The 20,088-nt window shown below is 64.2% G+C and carries 14 protein-coding genes; 13 read left to right on the forward strand and 1 reads right to left on the reverse strand.

Features of this window, described 5'->3' with window-relative positions; genetic code table 11:
• Positions 1-354: 354 nt before the first annotated feature.
• From AC56KW_RS15835 to AC56KW_RS15880, 10 genes are all read left to right on the forward strand, one after another.
• Positions 355-1,647 carry an MraY family glycosyltransferase gene (locus AC56KW_RS15835; RefSeq protein WP_497171634.1) on the forward strand — a complete coding sequence of 431 codons (1,293 nt, stop codon included), beginning with the start codon at positions 355-357 and terminating at the stop codon, positions 1,645-1,647.
• Between the two features lie 124 nt (positions 1,648-1,771).
• Positions 1,772-2,947 (forward strand): flagellar biosynthesis protein FlhB, encoded by a 1,176-nt coding sequence (gene flhB, locus AC56KW_RS15840; protein ID WP_497171635.1) that lies wholly within the window; start codon positions 1,772-1,774, stop codon positions 2,945-2,947.
• A gap of 20 nt (positions 2,948-2,967) precedes the next feature.
• Positions 2,968-5,085 (forward strand): flagellar biosynthesis protein FlhA, encoded by a 2,118-nt coding sequence (flhA, locus tag AC56KW_RS15845; protein WP_497171636.1) that lies wholly within the window; start codon positions 2,968-2,970, stop codon positions 5,083-5,085.
• 227 nt (positions 5,086-5,312) lie between these two features.
• On the forward strand, positions 5,313-6,941 hold the full coding sequence (locus AC56KW_RS15850) for an NUDIX domain-containing protein (RefSeq protein WP_497171637.1): 1,629 nt from the start codon (positions 5,313-5,315) through the stop codon (positions 6,939-6,941).
• 226 nt (positions 6,942-7,167) lie between these two features.
• Entirely contained in the window at positions 7,168-8,559 is a 1,392-nt protein-coding gene (gene flhF, locus AC56KW_RS15855; protein WP_497171638.1) for a flagellar biosynthesis GTPase FlhF, read from the forward strand.
• Positions 8,552-9,373 (forward strand): MinD/ParA family ATP-binding protein, encoded by an 822-nt coding sequence (locus AC56KW_RS15860; RefSeq protein ID WP_497171639.1) that lies wholly within the window; start codon positions 8,552-8,554, stop codon positions 9,371-9,373. Before flhF ends, AC56KW_RS15860 begins: the two co-directional genes overlap by 8 nt.
• Before the next feature lie 51 nt (positions 9,374-9,424).
• On the forward strand, positions 9,425-10,153 hold the full coding sequence (locus AC56KW_RS15865; RefSeq protein WP_497171640.1) for an RNA polymerase sigma factor FliA: 729 nt from the start codon (positions 9,425-9,427) through the stop codon (positions 10,151-10,153).
• Positions 10,135-10,878, forward strand: a complete 744-nt coding sequence (locus AC56KW_RS15870) for a flagellar motor protein (RefSeq protein WP_497171641.1) — start codon at positions 10,135-10,137, stop codon at positions 10,876-10,878. Before AC56KW_RS15865 ends, AC56KW_RS15870 begins: the two co-directional genes overlap by 19 nt.
• Positions 10,879-10,889: 11 nt before the next feature.
• Positions 10,890-11,645, forward strand: coding sequence for a flagellar motor protein MotD (gene motD / locus AC56KW_RS15875; protein WP_497171642.1), 756 nt, complete (start codon positions 10,890-10,892; stop codon positions 11,643-11,645).
• A gap of 94 nt (positions 11,646-11,739) precedes the next feature.
• Positions 11,740-12,243, forward strand: a complete 504-nt coding sequence (locus AC56KW_RS15880) for a hypothetical protein (protein ID WP_497171643.1) — start codon at positions 11,740-11,742, stop codon at positions 12,241-12,243.
• Positions 12,244-12,877: 634 nt separating this feature from the next.
• Here AC56KW_RS15880 and AC56KW_RS15885 read toward each other — a convergent pair.
• On the reverse strand, positions 12,878-13,927 hold the full coding sequence (locus AC56KW_RS15885; RefSeq protein WP_497171644.1) for a M35 family metalloendopeptidase: 1,050 nt from the start codon (positions 13,925-13,927) through the stop codon (positions 12,878-12,880).
• Between the two features lie 231 nt (positions 13,928-14,158).
• Here AC56KW_RS15885 and AC56KW_RS15890 point away from each other — a divergent pair, with 231 nt between their 5' ends.
• The 3 genes from AC56KW_RS15890 (at position 14,159) to AC56KW_RS15900 (ending at position 19,770) form a co-directional block, all read left to right on the forward strand.
• On the forward strand, positions 14,159-15,718 hold the full coding sequence (locus AC56KW_RS15890; protein WP_497171645.1) for an ATPase domain-containing protein: 1,560 nt from the start codon (positions 14,159-14,161) through the stop codon (positions 15,716-15,718).
• Positions 15,715-16,977: a sensor histidine kinase gene (locus AC56KW_RS15895; RefSeq protein ID WP_497171646.1), complete on the forward strand. Its 1,263-nt coding sequence runs from the start codon at positions 15,715-15,717 to the stop codon at positions 16,975-16,977. The genes AC56KW_RS15890 and AC56KW_RS15895 overlap by 4 nt, the downstream gene beginning before the upstream one ends.
• 234 nt (positions 16,978-17,211) lie before the next feature.
• The gene (locus AC56KW_RS15900) at positions 17,212-19,770 is read left to right on the forward strand and encodes an EAL domain-containing protein (RefSeq protein ID WP_497171647.1); all 2,559 of its coding nucleotides are present in this window, start codon (positions 17,212-17,214) and stop codon (positions 19,768-19,770) included.
• Positions 19,771-20,088 lie beyond the last annotated feature (318 nt).

The raw sequence follows: 20,088 nt of genomic DNA on the forward strand, positions 1-20,088 counted from the left end.
GTGCCGGTCGAGCGTGGAGGGCGCCGAGGCAAAACACGATGCCGAGAATGAAAATATGCGGCCGAAGATTATGTTTCACCAGGGTCTACCTTATTTGTGAACAAGAAATGAATCTATCCAAGTATCACGCGACAAAAAGTGTAACAAATTGTGGGGAAATATTAGGAGAAGTTTCTGGGTGATTGATTGTGAGAACGCAACCTCCCTAGAATCATCGAATTGTTCTCGCACAATCAAGGACTTGCACATCAGTCCAGCACCTTTGTGACATTAGGTTAGAATCCCCGCCCAGGCACGATTGCCGGATGATCAACGAGAAATGCGATAGAATTGACGAGTTAACAAAGTGGCTCTATGAGTATTAATAACCTTCCCATGGCCGGCCTTGAAATCGGCTTTGCCACATCGCTGATCTGCTCCCTCCTGCTCGTGTTCACGACACGCTGGCACGGGCGCTATTCGCTCGACGCGACGCGCGGTGTGCAGAAGTTCCATATCACCCCCACGCCACGCATCGGCGGCGCCGCCATCATGATCGGCCTGTGGATCGCGCTAGGCGTCCTGCCCGAGGCGCAGCGCGAGTTGCTGCTGCCGGTGCTGCTGGCCGCCTTGCCCGCCTTCGTGTTCGGCCTGGCCGAAGACCTCACCCGCACCGTCTCGGTGCGCGCACGCCTGCTGGCGACCATGGCCAGCGGCGCCGTCTGCTGGTTCCTGACCGGCGTCACCCTGCAGTACACCGGCCTGGCGCTGCTCGACGGACTGCTGGGCTGGCTGCCGTTCTCGGTCCTGTTCACCGCCTTCGCGGTGGGCGGCGTGGCCAATGCGGTCAACATCATCGACGGTTTCAACGGCCTGGCCAGCGGCACGGTCGTGATCGGCCTGGCCACCCTGGGCATGATCGCCCTGGGCGCCGGCGACGTCCACCTGGCGCAGCTGTGTTTCGTGATCTGCGCCGTCACCGCCGGTTTCTTCGTCGTCAATTTCCCGTTCGGCAAGCTGTTCCTGGGTGACGGCGGCGCCTACCTGCTCGGCTTCCTGCTGGCCTGGCTGTCGGTGATGCTGGTCTACCGCAATCCGTCGGTCTCGGCCTGGGCGCCGCTGCTGGCCTGCGCCTACCCCGTCTTCGAAACCGTGTTCACCATCGTGCGCCGCCTGTGGTGCCGCCGCCATCCGGGCCATCCGGACAGCTGGCACCTGCACAGCCTGGTCAAGACGGCGATCACCGCGCGCTACCTGCGCATGCTGCCGGCGCCGCTGCGCAACGCCTGCGTCTCGCCGGTGTCGTGGAGCATCGCCCTGGTGCCGGCCGCGCTGGCGGTCAACAACGCCGGGTCGCCCGACATGCTGATGCTGGGCGTGGTGGCCAGTTTCGCGCTCTACCTGCTGGTGTACGGCCTGGTCGTGACCGCCTGGCGCGCACGCCGCCGCTATGGCCCGGTGCCGACCGCGCCGCTGGCGCCGGCCACCACGGCCGTCGTCAAGCCGCTCGTGTCCAAGCCGCTAGGGACCCCGATCCCTGCGCCGGTCATCGCGCCGGTCATCATGGCGGCCCGTGTTTCCAAGCCGACCGCGGCCAATCAATCCGCTCCGCTGGCCGATCTTGGCCGCGAACAGCCGGCGCCGGTCTTCGTCCGCCGCCGCATGTAGTACTTCCGGCCGCAATTGCGGCCGTTTTCCCTTCCTGCTTTCGCTCTAGCCGCACAGCAATTCCGGCGATAATCTCATCTGCGCGGTACAAAGGCGCATGTGAGACAGACTTGGCGGAGTAGGCATGTCGGAAGATAGCGACGCAGAAAAGACAGAAGACGCATCGCCCCGGAAGATCGAAAAGGCGCGCGAAGACGGCGACGTTCCCCGATCGCGCGAACTGGCCACGTTCACCGTATTGATGACCGCCGGCGCCTGCCTGTGGGCCTTCGGCGGCATGCTCGTCAGTAAGCTGAGCCTGGCGCTCAAGTCCGGCCTGTCGCTCGACCGCGAGCAAGTCTTCAATCCCGCCATCCTCATCGAACGCATCCTGAACGACCTGGTCGGCGTGCTGCTGGCCTGCCTGCCGATCGCGGGCGCCATCATGGTCATCGCCCTGGCCTCGCCCCTCTTGATCGGCGGCTGGCTGTTCTCGTCCAAGGCATTCATGCCCAACTTCATGAAGCTGAACCCGATCAAGGGTATCGGCAATATGTTCTCGAAAAATGCCCTGGTCGAGCTGTTCAAGGCCGTCGCCAAGACCATTGTCGTGGGCGTCGTGGCCTATCTCGTCGTCAGCGGTCAAAAAGAGGCGATGCTGGGCCTGGCGGTCGAGCCGCTCAACGAAAGCAGCGCCCACGTGGGCGACATGATCGGCAGGTCCTTCCTGTTCATCGTCGGCGCGCTGGGCTTCATCGCCCTGATCGACGGTCCTTATCAGTTGTGGCATTGGAAAGACAAACTGAAAATGACGCGCCAGGAAGTGATCCAGGAATCGAAGGAATCGGACGGCAATCCTCAGATTAAGGGGAAGATTCGCCAGATGCAGCGCGAAATGGCCCGTGGCCGGATGATGCAGAATGTCCCTACTGCCGATGTGATCGTCACCAACCCGACCCATTATGCAGTGGCGCTGAAGTATACGGACGGCAAGGGCGCGCCAAGGGTGGTGGCCAAGGGCATCGACGAGGTGGCCGCCAAGATCCGGGCGCTGGGCCAGGAGCACAAGGTCACGCTGATGGAAGCCCCGGCCCTGGCCCGCGCCCTGTACAAGCATACCGATATCGATGACGAGATCCCGGAAAAGCTGTACTCGGCGGTGGCGGAAGTGCTGGCCTATGTCTACCAGCTGCGCGCCTACAAGAAGGGCGAAGGGGATTACCCGGATCGCCCGACGAAATTGAAAGTGCCTGACGAGATGGACCCGCTGAACCCGGCGTCGCAGCAGCAAGCGCCGCCCACGCCAGGGGGACTGAACTGAACTGAACACGGAGTGAATGAATGACCAACAGCATGAAACTGCCAGCCTGGATGAGCAGCCTCGGAGCACGAGGCGGCAAGGCTGCAGCGGCGCCGATCCTGATCATCATGCTGCTTGCCATGATGATCCTGCCGCTGCCGGCGTTCGTGCTGGACGTGTTCTTCAGTTTCAATATCGCGCTGTCGATCATCGTGCTCCTGACTGCGCTGTACACGGTCAAGCCGCTCGACTTCCTGGCCTTCCCGTCCATCCTGCTGGTCTCGACCATGCTGCGCCTGGCGCTGAACGTGGCGTCGACCCGTATCGTCCTGACCGAAGGCCATACCGGCGGCGCCGCGGCCGGCAAGGTGGTCGAGGCTTTCGGCCACTTCCTGATCGGCGGTAACTATACCGTCGGTATCGTCGTCTTCATCATCCTCACCATCATCAACTTCTCGGTCGTGACCAAGGGCGCCGGCCGTATCGCCGAAGTCGGCGCACGTTTCGCCCTGGACGCGATGCCGGGTAAACAGATGGCGATCGACGCCGACCTGAATGCCGGCCTGATCGGCGAAGCGGACGCCCGCAAGCGCCGCCAGGAAGTCGCACAGGAAGCCGAGTTCTACGGCGCCATGGACGGCGCCTCGAAATACGTCAAGGGCGACGCCGTCGCCGGCATCATGATTACCGTGATCAACGTCGTCGCCGGCCTGATCGTTGGCGTCGTGATGCACGACCTGGCCTTCGGCAAGGCGGCCGAGGTCTACACCCTGCTGGCCATCGGTGACGGCCTGGTGGCGCAGATTCCTTCGCTGATCATCTCGATCGCAGCCGGTATGGTCGTGTCGCGCGTGGCCAACGAGGAAGACGTCAGCTCGCAGCTGACCAACCAGCTGATGGCGCGTCCGGAAGCGATGTACATCACTGCCGCCATCATCGGCGGCCTGGGCCTGATCCCGGGCATGCCGAACCTGGTGTTCCTGCTGCTGGCCGGTTCGCTGGCCGGCGCCGGCTACATGATCTCCAAGCGCAAGAAGGCTGCCCCAGCCATGGAGGAAGCCGCGGCCGCGGCCGCCGCCGACGCCACCGCCGCCAAGTCGGCGCCCGCCGAGAGCGAAGAAGCGACCTGGCAAGACGTCATGCCGGTCGACACCCTGGGCCTGGAAGTCGGCTACCGCCTGATCCCGCTGGTCGACAAGAACCAGGGCGGCGAGCTGCTCAAGCGCATCAAGGGCATCCGCAAGAAGTTCGCGCAAGAAGTGGGCTTCCTGGCGCCGCCGGTGCACATCCGCGACAACCTGGAACTGAAGCCGTCGGCCTACCGCATCACGCTCAAGGGCGTGGAAGTAGGCAGCGGCGAAGCGATGAACGGCCAGTTCCTGGCGATCAACCCCGGCATGGCCAGCGGCACGCTGCCGGGCGTGGCGACCACCGATCCGGCCTTCGGCCTGCCGGCCACCTGGATCGAGGCGGGCCTGCGCGACCAGGCGCAGAGCATGGGCTACACCGTGGTCGACGCCGGCACCGTGGTCGCGACCCACCTGAACCACCTGATCACCACGCACGCATCGGAACTGCTGGGCCGCATGGAAGTGCAGGCGCTGCTGGATCACCTGGGCAAGGACACGCCGAAGCTGGTCGAAGACCTGGTGCCCAAGGTCGTCTCGCTGTCGACCCTGCAGAAAGTGCTGCAGAACCTGCTGGTCGAAGGCGTGCATATCCGCGACATGCGCTCGATCATCGAGGCGCTGTCGGAACACACGAACATGACGCAGGATCCGTCGGAACTGACCGCCGTAGTGCGTGTCGCCCTGGGTCGCGCCATCGTCCAGCAATTGTTCCCGGGCGAGAACGAGCTGTCGGTGATGACTCTCGACAACCGCCTCGAGCGTCTGCTGATGCAGGCGATGGGCAATGGCGGCGACGGCACCGGCATCGAGCCGGGCCTGGCCGACACCATCGCCCAGCAGGCGGCCAACGCGGCCAACCAGCAAGAGCAGATGGGCCACACCCCGGTGCTGCTGGTGCCGGCCCCGCTGCGCGTGCTGCTGTCGCGCTTCCTGCGCCGCGCCGTGCCGCAGCTGAAGGTGCTGTCGCATGCGGAAGTGCCGGAAAGCAAAACCATTCGGGTGACGAGCCTGGTGGGCGTACCGGGGTAAATAGCTACGTCAATGGCCTGCGGGGTGGGCGGAGTGCCGCCCACCTGGCGCCACGATGAGCCGGTGCAACCGGCATTCTGCGCCAGCTGCATTCGGTCTTTATTTCTAATCCTATCGTTCATACGATAAACCCGCCCCGGTCCTGGTACGTGTCGACCGTGCCCCGCCGATAAGACGACATTTCCCGAGCCCGTGTGAGCTTTGAGAATCCTCGCAGCATCCAATTCGTGCTCTTCAACGTAAGTAAGCGTAGAAGCAAGTCAGCAGTGCTCAGTAGTATCGCGAGCGCTCATGCCAGATGGGCGAAAGTCCAGTCTACCCGGATTGTTGTTTGGAGGATTATTTTGAGAGCTTATCTACTTCCATATCACCTTGAGAAACAGGGGCCTTATTATCTGTTGGGGCAGAAAACCGACAGGCGGACAAGAGACAAAGGGGTGGAGGTACGCGATTTTTCGACACCAGCCAATGCGTCAAACTGGGTAATGAGCGGTGGCCGGGTCGAACCGGGAGAGCAAGACCAGCTAACAGCAGCCGCAGTGCGTGAGTTTTACGAGGAAACCTCGTTCACGTATGATCTTTCGAAGCACTACCATTTTCCGGTCACCGATAACAAGAACTATTTCATACTGGCCGTCGAGGACAAGGCGTGCAAGCAGACCCTGAAGGACATACAGGACGCGATCGACGGTAAGGACGGAAAAATCAAGCCACTGGATGATGAATTGAGAAGGGTTTCATCATTTAGTCATGATATTTCTCTATTGCAATTCACTAACGTCATATATCCGAAAAATATAAAAACGCAGGCGAAGGAGTGGGAAAAGTTAGGAAGGGAGATCGGCGAGCGTCAGCGGATCGTCAGGGCAAATAGCGAAGAAATTTCCCGAATGCAGCTTTTACTCGAGGATGCTAAGACCAAAAATCAATTACTTGAGTCACAGGCCATACCGCCTTTGCGCCAGACTGATGATCAGAAGCGCCTTGTGGAGATTGACTCTGCGATGCGCGGGCTACTATCCCAAAACTCGGCGGAGAATCAGCGGATTCAAGCAGCGATACAAGAATATGAACGCCAGAAACAGAATCTCATAAGACGCGACCCAGGCTTTGAAGCTCGCATCTCGGAACGCGACTGGTATGTAGAGGGCTTGGAAAAAGTCCATGCCAAAGTCTTGGAGCGCATCATGACGCATCCAGACCAAGGTGCATCGGCGCCCGCACCAGCGGCGCTGGCAGCATCCACCGTGGCTTCGGCCTCTGCGCCCGCAACGCCGCCAGCGACACTATCGGCACGCACGCCAGTACCGCCACCCCCGCCACCCCCGCCGGCACCAGGCCTCGTACCGACGGCGATGGGCAACTTCCGTTCTCCATCGGTACTGGTGCAATCAACGCCGGCACGGCTCCATGTGGCGTCTACCGCCCCGGTTCCTGGAGGCTCATGGCGGGCATCGGCCACCATGAGGGCTGCTGCTCCTGCCGAACCCGCCAGGCAAAATACAGTCAACACTGGAATGAGCCCACGTCAAACTACCGCGCGCGCGGGGGCGACCACGTCGGGGGCAGCAGGGAACACACCATGGCGTCGTGCGGAGACCAACAGTTTGCCGCGACCCGCGCGGGGCGTGCCAGGCCAGCCAGATCGGCAGGTGGCCGCGAGCGGTTCGCGCGTATCCGAACAGGCGGCGTCGAGCCGTCCGAACTGGCGCAGTAGGGCGCCGGTCGCGCCACAACCCGCACAACCCGCACAAGCTGCGCAACCACCGGATGCATCCAGTAGCGGCCCGGCGACTTCAGCGTCGTCCAGCGCGACCAAAGCAAGCAAGTCCAGAAGCCGCAGCCCTGGCCGCTGACAGCTGGCTGTCGGCATCCATCATCTGCTCGCACATCCTGGCCGGCGTGAGCCCATGCCCGGCAGGGCTTGCCATCCCGTCAAAGATTATCGTTTTTACTGGTCCCGACGAAATAGACCATTTTCCCCATCCTTTTCCCCTGATGGTTTCCTAGTGGCATCGTCAATAATGCTTCCTGTCGACTGGCATCGTGCCCGTCATGCAGAACTGAAGCGCGGAGAACTAGATGAAGGTGAAGAAATTTACGGCAGCAACTTCCCGGGATGCCTTGCGCAAGGTGCGCGAAGCCCTTGGACCAGATGCCGTCATCCTCTCCAACCGTCCAGTCGACGGCCAGGTCGAGATCCTGGCGCTCGACAATGACGACGTGGCTTCGCTGGCCGCCCCGGCCGCGGACTCGGAACTGGCCCAGCCGGCGCCGCAACTGCAGCTCGACGCGCCAGCGCTGGCCAGGGCGCCCTTCATGTCGCGCCGCCTGCAGGATACAGCGCCAGCAGCGCCCGGGTTCACCGCAGCGGCCGCTCCAGCCGCCCACGTCGAACCAGCCCCGACCTACGCCGAGCGCCGCGCCCCGGCCCCGGAGCCGACCATCGACATGACCGCCATGACCTCGATGATGAGCGCCGCCATCGCCCAGGCCAAGGAATCGGCGGCCGCCGAAATGAGCGGGATGATGAACGAGATCCGCGCCATGCGCGGCCTGATGGAAACGCAGCTGGCCGAACTGTCGTGGAACGCCACCGCCCAGCGCGAGCCGCACAAGGCGACCGTGCTGCGCGAGATGCTGGCGGCTGGTTTTTCGGCCACCCTGGCGCGCTACATGATCGAGAAAATGCCGGCGGCGAAAGACGCCGCCGACGCCATGCGCTGGGTAAAGACCGTGCTGGCTCGCAACTTGAACACCATCGGCAACGAGGACGCGATGCTCGAGCAGGGCGGCGTGTTCGCCCTGGTCGGCCCGACCGGCGTCGGCAAGACCACCACCACCGCCAAGCTGGCCGCGCGCTGCGTGATGCGCCACGGCCCGGACAAGCTGGCCCTGATCACCACCGATGCCTACCGTATCGGCGGCCACGAGCAGCTGCGCATCTACGGCAAGATCCTGGGCGTGATGGTGCACTCGGTAAAGGACGAAGCCGACCTGCGCATCGCCCTGAAGGAACTGCGCAACAAGCACACCGTGCTGATCGACACCATCGGCATGTCGCAGCGCGACCACATGGTGGCCGAGCAGGTCGCCATGCTGTCGAGCTCGGGCGCCGAAGTGAAGCGCCTGCTGTGCCTGAATTCGACCGCGACCAACGAGACCCTGAACGAAGTGGTGCGCGCCTACCAGGGCAGCGGCCTGCACGGTGCGATCATGACCAAGATGGACGAAGCCGCATCGATCGGCGGCGTGCTCGACATCGTGATCCGCCAGAAGCTGAACCTGCACTACATCTCGAACGGCCAGCGCGTGCCGGAAGACTTGCACGTGGCCGACCGCAACCTGCTGGTGGACTGCGCCTTCCGCAACCGCGGCAACGCGGCCGGCGCGCAGCTTGCCGATACCGACCTGCCGGTGATGATGGCCGCAGCCGCCCAAACCGCCGGCGCACGCGAGGTGAACCTTGGCTAGTTTCGATTTCGACCAGGCCGAAGGCCTGCGCCGCATGCTGCAGGGCCCGCGTCCGCGCGTGGTCACTTTTCTGTCCGCCACGCCCGAGGACGACAAGGGCGCCATGCTGGTCAACCTGGGCGCCTCGCTGGCCCAGACCGGCAACGACGTGCTGATCGTGGACGCCTGCGAAGTCGAATACGGCGTCGCGCGCCGCCTGGGCTTGAACCGCGGCGCATCGCTGCTGCAGGTCGCGCGCCAGGAAAGCGCCCTGAACCAGGTGATCCGCCCGGTGCCGCAGGGCTTCTCGGTGGTGCCGATGGGCGTGCCCGAATCGCACAACGATGCGCGCCGCCTCGGCAAGACCTTCGACGTGCTGGCCACGCAGGCGGCCATCGTGATCGTCGACGCCGAACTCGGCCCGGACGGCGATTTCCCGGTGGCCTCGATGGCCGGTTCCGAGATCGTGGTGCAGGTATCCACCAGCGCCAGCTCGATCACCAGCGCGTATGCGCTGATCAAGCGGCTGTCGATGCACCTGGGCCGGCGCCCGTTCGGCATCCTCGTTACCGGTGCGACAGAGGCAGAGGCCAAGGTGGTATACGATAATATGTCAGCAGCGGCAACACGTTATCTCGCCGTCAAGCTCAGTTTCATGGGCTCGGTGCCGGCCGACGAATACCTGCACCGCGCCGCACGCCTGGGCCGGGCCGTGGTCGACGCCTTCCCGCTGGCCGGCGCCTCGATCGCGTTTCGCCAGCTGGCCGGCAAGTTCGCGCTGCACGCCATGCCGCAGTTCGGCAAGCAGGGCAGTGCGGCCCACTTCGGTTCTTGATCGACAACGCAACGCGCATAGCACAAGCATAGAGAAAAGACGCACACCAGCATGTACACGGTCAAAGGGAAAGCGGACAAGAATTCTTTGCTGACGGAGCATATGCCGTTGGTAAAGCGCCTTGCCCACCACATGAAGGCCAAGCTGCCGCCTTCGGTGGAAGTGGATGACCTGGTGCAAGCCGGCATGATCGGCCTGCTGGACGCGATCAACCGCTACGAAGACAACCACGGTGCGCAGTTCGAGACCTACGCGGTGCTGCGCATCCGCGGCGCCATGCTCGACGAACTGCGCAGCAGCGACTGGATGCCGCGCAGCACGCGCCAGAACATGCGCAAGGTCGAGGGCGCGATGCACGCGCTGCAGCAGCGCCTGGGCCGTCCGCCCAGCGAAACCGAAGTGGCGAAGTCGCTCGATCTGTCGCTCGAGGATTACCAGGAGATGCTGGCCGACTCGGGCGGCCACCAGCTGGTCTATTACGAGGATTTCCGTGATGACGACGGCGACGGCAACTTCCTTGACCGCTATGCGGTGGACGACAGCGATCCGCTGCGCGGCCTGATGGAAACCGACTTCCGCCAGGCGGTGATCGAGGCCATCGACAACCTGCCGCCGCGCGAGAAACTGTTGATGGGCCTGTACTACGAAGAAGAACTGAACCTCAAGGAAATCGGCGCCGTCATGGGCGTCTCCGAATCGCGGGTGTCGCAGCTGCACACCCAGGCCGTTGCGCGCCTGCGCACCACCTTGCGGGAGCATATATGGACTGGGCCAGCGTAATCGGCCTGGTGCTGGCGCTCGCCGGCATCTTCCTCGGCTACACCTTCGACGGCGGCAGGTTCGCATCGCTGATGCAGCCGGCCGCCTTCGCCATTGTCGTCGTCGGCACCTTCGGCGCCGTATTGCTGCAGAGCGAAGCGCGCACCTTCCTGCGCGGCCTCGGCATGCTGCGCTGGGTGTTCAGGCCGCCGAAGAACGGCCGCCTGAAACTGTCGCGCGACATCACGATGTGGAGCCAGTCGGCGCGGCGCGACGGCCTGCTGGCGCTCGAACAATACATGAACAAGGCCGACCCGTTCGTCGCCAAGGGCTTGCGCCTGGTGGTCGACGGCATCGGGCCGGATAAACTGCGCAGCCTGCTCGAACACGAGATCAACGGCTACGAATTCGCCCAGAGACAGGCGGCGCGCATCTGGGAATCGGCGGCTGGCTATGCGCCGACGATCGGCATCCTGGGCGCCGTGCTGGGCCTGATCCAGGTGATGGAAAACCTGTCCGACCCGGCGCGCCTGGGTTCCGGCATCGCGGTCGCATTCGTCTCGACCGTGTACGGGGTCGGCCTGGCCAACCTGTTCTTCTTCCCGGTGGGCACCAAACTCAAGGCCATCGTCAACGACCGCGTCTCGCAATACGAGATCCTGGCCGAAGTCTTCGCCGACCTCGCCAGCGGCGACCATGGCCGCGTGGTCGACGAGCGCGTCGCCAGCCTGCTGGCGCGCCACTGACGCGAACGGTCATGGCCCGCAAGCGCTACGACGACGACGTCCCGCAAGAGCACCACGAGCGCTGGCTGATCTCGTACGCCGACCTGATCACGCTGCTGTTCGCCTTCTTCGTGGTGATGTACGCGATTTCCATCGTCAACGAGGGCAAGTACCAGGTGCTGTCCGACGCCCTGGGCGACGCCTTCGGCGGCCGCGGCGCGGCCACGCAGGTCAGCACCAATGTCGAGCCGGTGCTGCCGCTGTCGCACATCATCAACCGCAAGCGCAACGAAGCCGCGCGGCGCGAGCAGGAGCGCATGGGCGTGATGGCGCGCGAGCTGTCGGCGACCCTGCTGCCGCTGGTGAAGTCGGGCCAGGTACGGGTAACGCAGAATGCGCGCGGCATCAGCGTCGAGATCAATGCCAGCGTGCTGTTCGAGCAGGGCCAGGCCGTGCTCGACCCCGAGGCGCGCGAAGTGCTGGGCGCGGTGGCCGGCCTGCTCAAGGACGACACCCACCGCATCGAGGTCGAGGGCCATACCGACGACTTGCCGATCGCGAGCGCGATCTATCCGTCGAACTGGGAGCTGTCGACCGCGCGCGCCTCGAGCGTGGTGCGGCTGTTCATCGACAACGGCCTGCCGGCCGCGCGCTTGTCGGCGATCGGCTTTGCCGACACGCGGCCGGTGGCGCCGAACACGGACCCGGCCGGCCAGACGCGCAACCGGCGGGTGGCGGTAACCATCCTGGCGGCCTTGCCTGAAACAGGCGGTAACATACTGCCCTGAACCGGTTAGGCGAGTCGTGTCATAATCGTATTGCGCTCGCCGCGAAGGCGTTCGCTCGATCAAACCATATGGCCCCGTGTCCGAAGGAGTGAAGATGCATGTCAAACGAAGCATGCCGGCGACCGTGCTGGCAACGCTGCTGGCGCTGGGCGGCGTGGTCGGCGTCGTCAAGGCGGTGGAGGCCAAGGTGAACGTGCATCACCGGCTCGAGGTCGAGACCGGTTCGACGTCGGTCAAGGTACGCGTGCTGATCGAGAACCGCAGTGACCAGTCGGTGTGGATCCCGCGCGAGATCGCCCTCGGCGACGACCTGACCGCCCCGCGCTTCAGCCTGCGCACGCCGGCCGAAGAAGTGGCCTATACCGGCCGCATGGTCAAGCGCGCCGCGCCGGGCCTGGCCGATTACCTCGAGGTCAAGCCGCAGACCACCCACCTGAACACGATCGACATCACCCAGGCGTACGCGTTCAAGCCGGGGCAGCACAGCTACGAGATCCGCTATGCGGGGCCGTGGCTGGCCAATCCGGGCAAGCTCGATGCGGCGAGTATCAAGAGCAGTCCGGCGATTCCGGTGAAGTTTTCGTTTACGCAGCGGTAGGGCGCCTGCTTGCCTTAACGCCGACCCGAACCGTGCGCCAGACGAACCGTCGGCAGACGAATTGTGGCTAGACGCATTGTGGGGTGGACGGTTCGCCGTCCACCCCACTTAGTTTAAGGGCGGCTGTAGGGTGGACGGCTCGCCGTCCACGCGTTCAGATCGCGGTTGCGTTGTGATGCATGCGGTGGTTGGACGCGTGGACGGCAGAGCCGTCCACCCCACTTAGTGCAAGGGCGGCTGTGGGGTGGACGGCAGAGCCATCCACCCCACTTTGTGTAAGGGCGGCTGTAGGGTGGACGGCTTGCCGTCCACGCGTTCAAATCGCGGTTGCGTTGTGATGCATGCAGTGGTTGGACGCGTGGACGGCAGAGCCGTCCACCCCACTTTGTGCAAGGGCGGCTGTAGGGTGGACGGCTCGCCGTCCACGCGTTCAGATCGCGGTTGCGTTGTGATGCATGCAGTGGTTGGACGCGTGGACGGCAGAGCCGTCCACCCCACTTTAATGCAAGGGCGGCTGTAGGATGGATGGCAGGGCCATCCACCCCATTTAGGGTAAGGGCGGCTGTAGGGTGGACGGCTCGCCGTCCACGCGTCCAACCACCCCACGATGTATCGCACATGCGGCGCCCGACCATCATTGCTGCGGTGGCGTGTTCTCGCCAAAATACTCATGTGAATCGGCGTTATTGATCGCCCGGTCCGGCGCCGAGCGGGCCAGTTCGGCGGCGCCGGCCTGGCCGTACACATGGTCATCGGTCGCCGCCACCACCTCGAAATGGCTGAGCTCATGCAGCAGCGTGCCGCCGCGTGAATCGGTGCCGGTCACGGCCGCGGCCCAGAACGCCTTGCACACCCATACGGTATATGGCCGCGCCGGATACACATACGCAAAATACGGCTCATTGCAATCGCAATCGATCTTGACCGGCTTGTTCTCGAAAGCGTCCTTGATCGCCGTGAAATTGCTGGTGACCCTGGCGCCGCGCGCCGCGTCCGGCGCCCCGAACCAGGTCGTATAGCGTTCGCCATACCCCTTGCCCGACGTGAGATAAGCATGGCCGCCGGCCGCCATCGCCCGCCCCGCAGCCATCGCCGTCCCCAGGTGTTCCTGCTGGGCGTTCGAGCAGTTGGCATAGTGAAGGCCGGGCTGGCCAGGCTCCGGCGCCACGGCCGCGATCCTGCTGCCGCGCGGCAGGGGGCCATTGACCCAGATGTTCACCGGTGTCGATACCAGTTCACCCGCCACCGGCTGCAGCGCGGCGCCCGGCGCGGGCATGGCGGCGCTGCGGTAGCGGATCGTGTAGCTGCCGGTCACGCTCATCTCGTACAAGCGGGACAGCTCGACCGTCTCGCTGAGCGAGGCGCCCGGATCGAGCCGCACATAGTCCGCCGGCCCCGGCGGCGCGCGCTTGATGCGCCGGCCGAGATAGCGCACCGGCTGGCCGTCGCGGCGCACCTCGAACAGGGGCGACTCCACCCCGTCGAGCGGCGTGCGCCAGCGCAGCAGGTGCTGGGAGGTGGCCGATGTATTGGTCATGACGACGCGCACGAGCACATCGCCGCCGCGGTCGACTGTCGGCTGCAGCGGGGTCAGTATCACCGCGACGGTGGCGACGGCGCTGGCTGACATGGCGCAGCCGAGTACCGCGGTGGCGATCTGTAACGGAAGAGGGGATAGCGTCACGATGGGCTCCTTGAAATGTGTCCATCAAACACTTTCCCTCTGATATTTGTGGCGAACTTTGTGCTATTGCAAGACCGGATGGCGCTGGACTTGCGCACGCTTCATCGGAAGGTGAATGGTGCGCCGGCCATACCCGATCACCCGTGGATGCATGTCAACAGATACGCCCGGCAACTGCTAGACTGTCTCCTGAATTTAACTCTGCAACAACCTTATACAGAAAGCAGCAACGTGGACGATCTGATCAGAACCGGCATCGCAGGACTCGATGAAATCCTCCTGGGTGGCATTCCGCGCCATAACAACCTGATCGTCGAAGGCCCGCCGGGCTCGGGCAAGACGACACTCGGCCTCGGTTTCATCCACGCGGGCGCCGCGCAATATGACGAGCCTGGCGTGATCGTGTCGTTCGAGCTCGATTCGGCCAAGCTGCTGCGCGATGCCGCGGGCTTCGACTGGGACCTGCAGGCGCAGATCGACGCCGGAAAGGTCAAGATCATCCAGACCAGCCCTGCCGTGCTGCTGTCCGAGTTCCGCAACGGCGACGGCGTGTTCGCCGATGCGCTGCGCGGCATGGGCGCCAAGCGGCTGCTGGTCGACGGCCTGACACCGATGCGCCTGTACGCCGAGGTGCATGACCTGCCGTTCCGCGAGGACGTCCACGTCCTGATCGAAGGCCTCAACCGGCTCGGCGTGACCACCATGGTCACGGCCGAACGCGACGAGTCGCTGGCGACGCCCGCGCACGAACGCTTCGTGTTCGATACGATCATCGAACTGAGCCGGGCCGAGCACAAGCGCCGGGTCGAGCGGCGCCTGACGGTGGCCAAGTCGCGCGGGCAGGATTTCATCGGCGGCAGCCACACCATGCGCATCGAGGCGCACCAGGGCGTGCATGTGTACCGGCGCGCGCAGTCGCGCCCCAAGCTGCTGGACGACCAGCCGACCTCGGAACAACGTATTTCGACCGGCGCCCCCGCCATCGACGTCCTGATGGACGGCGGCCTGTACGAAGGTTCGGTCACCATGGTGAGCGGCATTTCGGGAACCGGCAAGACCGTGCTGTCGGTGCAGTTTCTGACCGCGGCGGCCCAGGCCGGCCGCAAGACCCTGCTGGTCACGCTCGACGAACATCCACGCCAGCTGATCCGCAACGCCGCATCGCTCGGCTTCGATCTGCAGGGCATGATGGATCGTGGCGAACTGTTCCTGCTGTACGAGTCGCCGCTCGAACTGGAACTGGACGTGCACTTCGACCACGTCACCAGCCTGGTCGAGCGCGAAGGCATCGACTGCATCGTGTTCGACTCGGTCGCCGTCTACGAGCTGGCCAGCCGTACCGAGGTGGCCGACTTCCTGTATGCGGTGGCAACCCATTTCAAGAACCGGCTGGCCACGGTGTTCTTCAACTACGAGAGCCCTGAACTGCTGGGGGTGTCGCAGATCAGCGAAGAACTCAAGGGATCGCACCTGGTCGACAATATCATCCTGCTGAGCTACGTCGAGATTTCCACGGTCTTGCGCCGTGCGATCGCGATTCCGAAGGTGCGCGGCAGCCGCATCCAGCAGGTTACCCGCGAATACGTCATCGCCGCCGGCGGCGTGGCCCTGCTCGAAGAGAACACCTCGGCGGCAAGCCAGGTCAACGCGGTCCCGCAGCTGCCGTTCTCGGCCTACTCGAGTTTATTGTCGCGCTCGCCTACGCGCCATAGCCCCGCCATCGAGGTCGCGGTCGCGCAAGGCGAGGCGCTTCCTCCATCGGTCGAGCAGCCGGTCGAAGACCCGACGTGATTCGCATCGCCCAATCCCACTCGCCGCAGCTCGACTGGAGCGAGTGGCAGGCGCCGCTGCTGCAGTTCTGCCAGACGAGCGGCATGGTGGTGTCGGCGTACGACATCGGGGGAGGGCGCCGCCTCGGGCCGATGCTGGGCTCGCAAACCGCCCGCCTCTTGGGCACATCGTGCCTGTGGCACGAGGATGGCCCGGGTTCGGCGGTCGATCGGCGGATCGTCGCGGCGCTGACCGGCGCGGTCGACTACGCCGAAGAAGAGTTCCACGGCATGCGGGTGTGCGGCCTGCCCCTGACCCGCGCTGGCGAGCGCTATGGCGCGGTGGTATTCGGCTGGCGCTGGAGCGACTTCAGCTCTCCCATGGCATGCGAACAACTGGCCAGGTTATTGGGCCTGCCAGGCCAGGCACTGTGGAATGAAGTGCGGCTGGAAGCGCCGCTGGCCGCGGGACGGCTGGCCACCTTCCGTGCACTGCTGCGCACGCTGGCCGATTCGCTCGACCGCCAGCGCGACACGATCGACGAACTCCATCGCGTCAGCCAGACGCGCGACCTGTTCCTGGCCACCGTCTCGCACGAGATGCGCACGCCGCTGTCAGCGCTGGCGATGCGCATCGACCTGCTGTCGAAGACCCTGCAGGACCCGCCGCCGGCGCTGACAGCGGCATTGACGGCGATGCGGGTGCACGTGCGCCAGGAAGCGGCCATGGTCGAGGACCTGATCGACGCCGCCCGCACGCTCACCGGCACGATGTCGGTCGAGCGCAGCCCGGTATCGCTGGGCCGGATCGTGCGCGAAGCGGTATCGACCATCGAAGCGAAGGCGCACGACAAGCACATCGCGTTCAGGGTGACGCCGGCCGATTTCGGCGACCGTTTCCTGGTGCACGCCGACCCGCGCCGGCTGCAGCAGGTGTTGTGGAACCTGATCCTCAATGCGATCAAGTTCACCGACGAAGGCGGATCGGTCGAAGTCGTTATTGCCGGCGCCGCCGACGCCGTGTACATCCGGGTCAACGACAGCGGCCAGGGCATCGCCGCCCACGACCTGCCGCATGTCTTCGGTGCGTTCACCCTGCAGACTCAGGCCAATGCAAGTGGCCTGGGCCTGGGGCTGTATATCGTGCGCCGCATCGTGGAGCTGCATGAGGGAACGATCAGCGTCGAGAGCGCCGGCCCGGGCCGTGGTTCGAGTTTCATCATCTTCTTGCCGCAGGCGGATCCGGCGCAAACCGGATCGCCGCCGCTTGCCGCAACTTGATCTGGTTCAAGTAACTACCGTTGCCATTGACCAATTAACAACAGGGGTCAACGCTGCCGGGACCGCCCAGCATCCGGTTTGCTATCATGCAAGTAAATACCCTGATAGAGATTAAATCTTGGTCGACCCCCAGGCCAAGTCTTGCCCGATGACAATCCAGAAGCAATCCAGTAGATCATATCCGGTCTTGCGGCCAGCGCACGTGCGGCGGTTCGCATGAGGGAAACCCGGGAAATGATCGACGTCCTCGCGCGTGAGATCGGGCTGGACGACGAGGAAATCGCGGCACGCAAGGATTTCCTGCAGTTCGGGGAGCGCGACGCCGCCGTGCTGCGCGAGCTGCACGAGCTGCTGGAACAGGAGCGCGACACCTTCTCGGACAACTTCTACGCGCACTTGCTGGCCTTCCCGCACCTGCGCGATCTGCTCGGCGATGCCGATACCACGGCGCGCCTGCGGCGTGCGCAGGCGGCCTATTTCAGCAGCCTGACGGCGGGCGATTACGGCGAAGCCTATATCCACGAGCGCTTGCGGGTAGGCGCCGCCCACCAGCGCATCGGGCTCGACCCGAAATGGTATATCGGCGCCTACCGCAAATACCTGTCCGAACTATCCGGCATGCTGAAGCACAAGCTGCACGACGATCCGGCACGCTTCGTCGAAGCCTGGGATTCGGTGCTGAAGGTGGTCTGTTTCGACATCGGCCTGGCGCTGGACACCTACGGCCACGCCGGCCAGCGCAAGCTGCTCCAGAACCGCAACTACCTCGAGCAAGTGATCGACGGCATGCCGGCCGGCTTGGTGGTGGTGGACGCCGACCGCAAGGTGCGCTCGATGAACCGCGCCATGGCCGACCTGATCGGCGCGCCGGAAGACGCGATCGCGGCCGGTCTCCCGCTCGACCAGTTGCTGCCCGACCCGGAACTGGCGGCCCGCGTCGACGAGGCGCTGCGCACCGGCGCGCCGCAGGACAATGTGCAGGTTACCCTGGACGGCCGCGCCGACGGCGTACGCTATGTGGATTTCAACGTACGCCGTACCCGGCAGGCGGGCGGCTACCTGTTGCTGCTGATCGGCCAGGACATCACGTTCCGCCGCAAGGCGCGCCTGCGCCTGCAGGCGAGCGAGGAATTCTTCCGCCTGACCTTCAGCCAGGCGGCGGTCGGCATCGTGCTGCTGGGCAAGGATGGACGCCTGCTGCGCGTAAACCGCAAGATGGCGCAGATCCTGGGCTACACCGAGGTGGAGCTGTTGCAGCGTTTCTTCCAGCAACTGACGTTTGAAGACGACTTGCCCGACGAACTGGCGCTGGCGAAACGCTTGCGCGCCGGAGAAATCGGCGACTACCAGCGCGAGCGCCGCCTGCTGCGCCGCGACGGTACGCCAATCTGGGTGAACGTGAGCGTGTCGATGATGCGCGACGCCAACGGCAACCAGCGCTTCATCGCGGTGGTCGAGGACATCTCGCGCCGCAAGCGCGCCGAGGAAGCGCTGCTGCGCATGGCCAACCACGACGCCCTGACGGGCCTGCCGAACCGGCTGCTGCTGCAGGACCGCCTGGCGCACGCCATCGTGCACTCGCACCGCGCCGGCACGCAGGTGGCGGTCATGTTTATCGACCTGGACCGTTTTAAGCACGTCAACGACAGCCTGGGCCACGACGCCGGCGACCAGCTGATCGTGGAGATCGCGCGCCGCCTGTCGTCGAGCCTGCGCGAGAGCGACACCGTGGCGCGCCAGGGCGGCGACGAATTCGTGGTGGTCTTGCCCGAGCTGGCCGGGGAGGGCGACGCGGCCAAGGTGGCGCACAAGCTGCTGGGTAACCTGTTCCAGCCGCTGCTGCTGTGCGGGCAAGAGGTCTTCCCGACCGGCTCGATCGGCATCGCGATGTACCCGCGTGACGGCCTGGACGCCGCGACCCTGCTCAAGTGCGCCGACAGCGCCATGTACCAGTCCAAAGGCACGGGCGGCAACCACTACAGTTTCTACGCGGCCGACATGGGCGCCCAGTCGGTGGAGCATCTGCGCATGGAAGGCGCGCTGCAACGCGCGCTGCAGCGCCAGGAATTCCTGCTGCACTACCAGCCGGTGGTCGACATCACGACGGGCGCCGTGCACGGCGTGGAAGCGCTGCTGCGCTGGAAGCCGCACGGCCAGCCGATGGTGGCGCCATCCGACTTCATCCCGCTGGCCGAGGAAACCGGCCTGATCGTGCCGATCGGCGAATGGGTGCTGGAAACCGCGATGGCGCAGCAGGTCGCCTGGCTGCGCCAGGGACTACCGTTGTTGCGGATGAGCGTGAACCTGTCGGCGCGCCAGTTCCTGGGCCAGGACGTGGCCCAGCGCGTAGCCGCGCTGCTGGCGAAGACCGGCTGCGATCCGCGCAGCCTGACGCTGGAGATCACCGAGAGCGTCTTGATGCAGAACCCTGCCGCCGCCGCCGAGACCATGGCCAGGCTGGCGAAGATGGGCGTGCAGCTGGCGATCGATGATTTCGGGACCGGGTATTCGAGCCTGGCGAGCCTGAAGCGCTTTCCGATCCATAGCCTCAAGATCGACCGCTCGTTTGTGAGTGATCTAACGCAGGATGCGGACGATGCCGCGATCGTGAACGCGGTGATCGCGCTGGCGCATTCGATGAAGCTGAACGTGATCGCGGAAGGGGTGGAGACGTCGGCGCAGCTGGCGTTCTTGCATGATCACGGGTGTGACCAGATGCAGGGGTATTGTTTCAGCAGGCCGGTGGAGGCGCAGGGGATTGAGGCGTTGCTGAGGGCGGCGAAGGCGGCGTGATGGAGTATTATTCGAGCAAGCCCGCCTTGCTCCGCCGCATTTCTACTGCTCAATATTTAGTAAGTGAGGGTAAGCTCTTCCTCGCTAAGCTATTCGCTATTCTATTCAATTGCTCTTTCCGAGGCTGATTATCCCTGTCGTTTGACGAAATGACATCGTGCAGCATTGACAAAGAGATACAATCACTCGGAAAATGTAGCCAGAATATTACGCTTGCGTCAGGTATCTATATCAGGTGAGCAACCGCGCAAATCAGGGTCTAGCGATGTATGATTCTTGCGTAGCTGGTCTGAGATGAAATGCCGCTCGCCCTTATAA

It is taken from the genome of Telluria sp. RT2P19, from assembly GCF_059685725.1.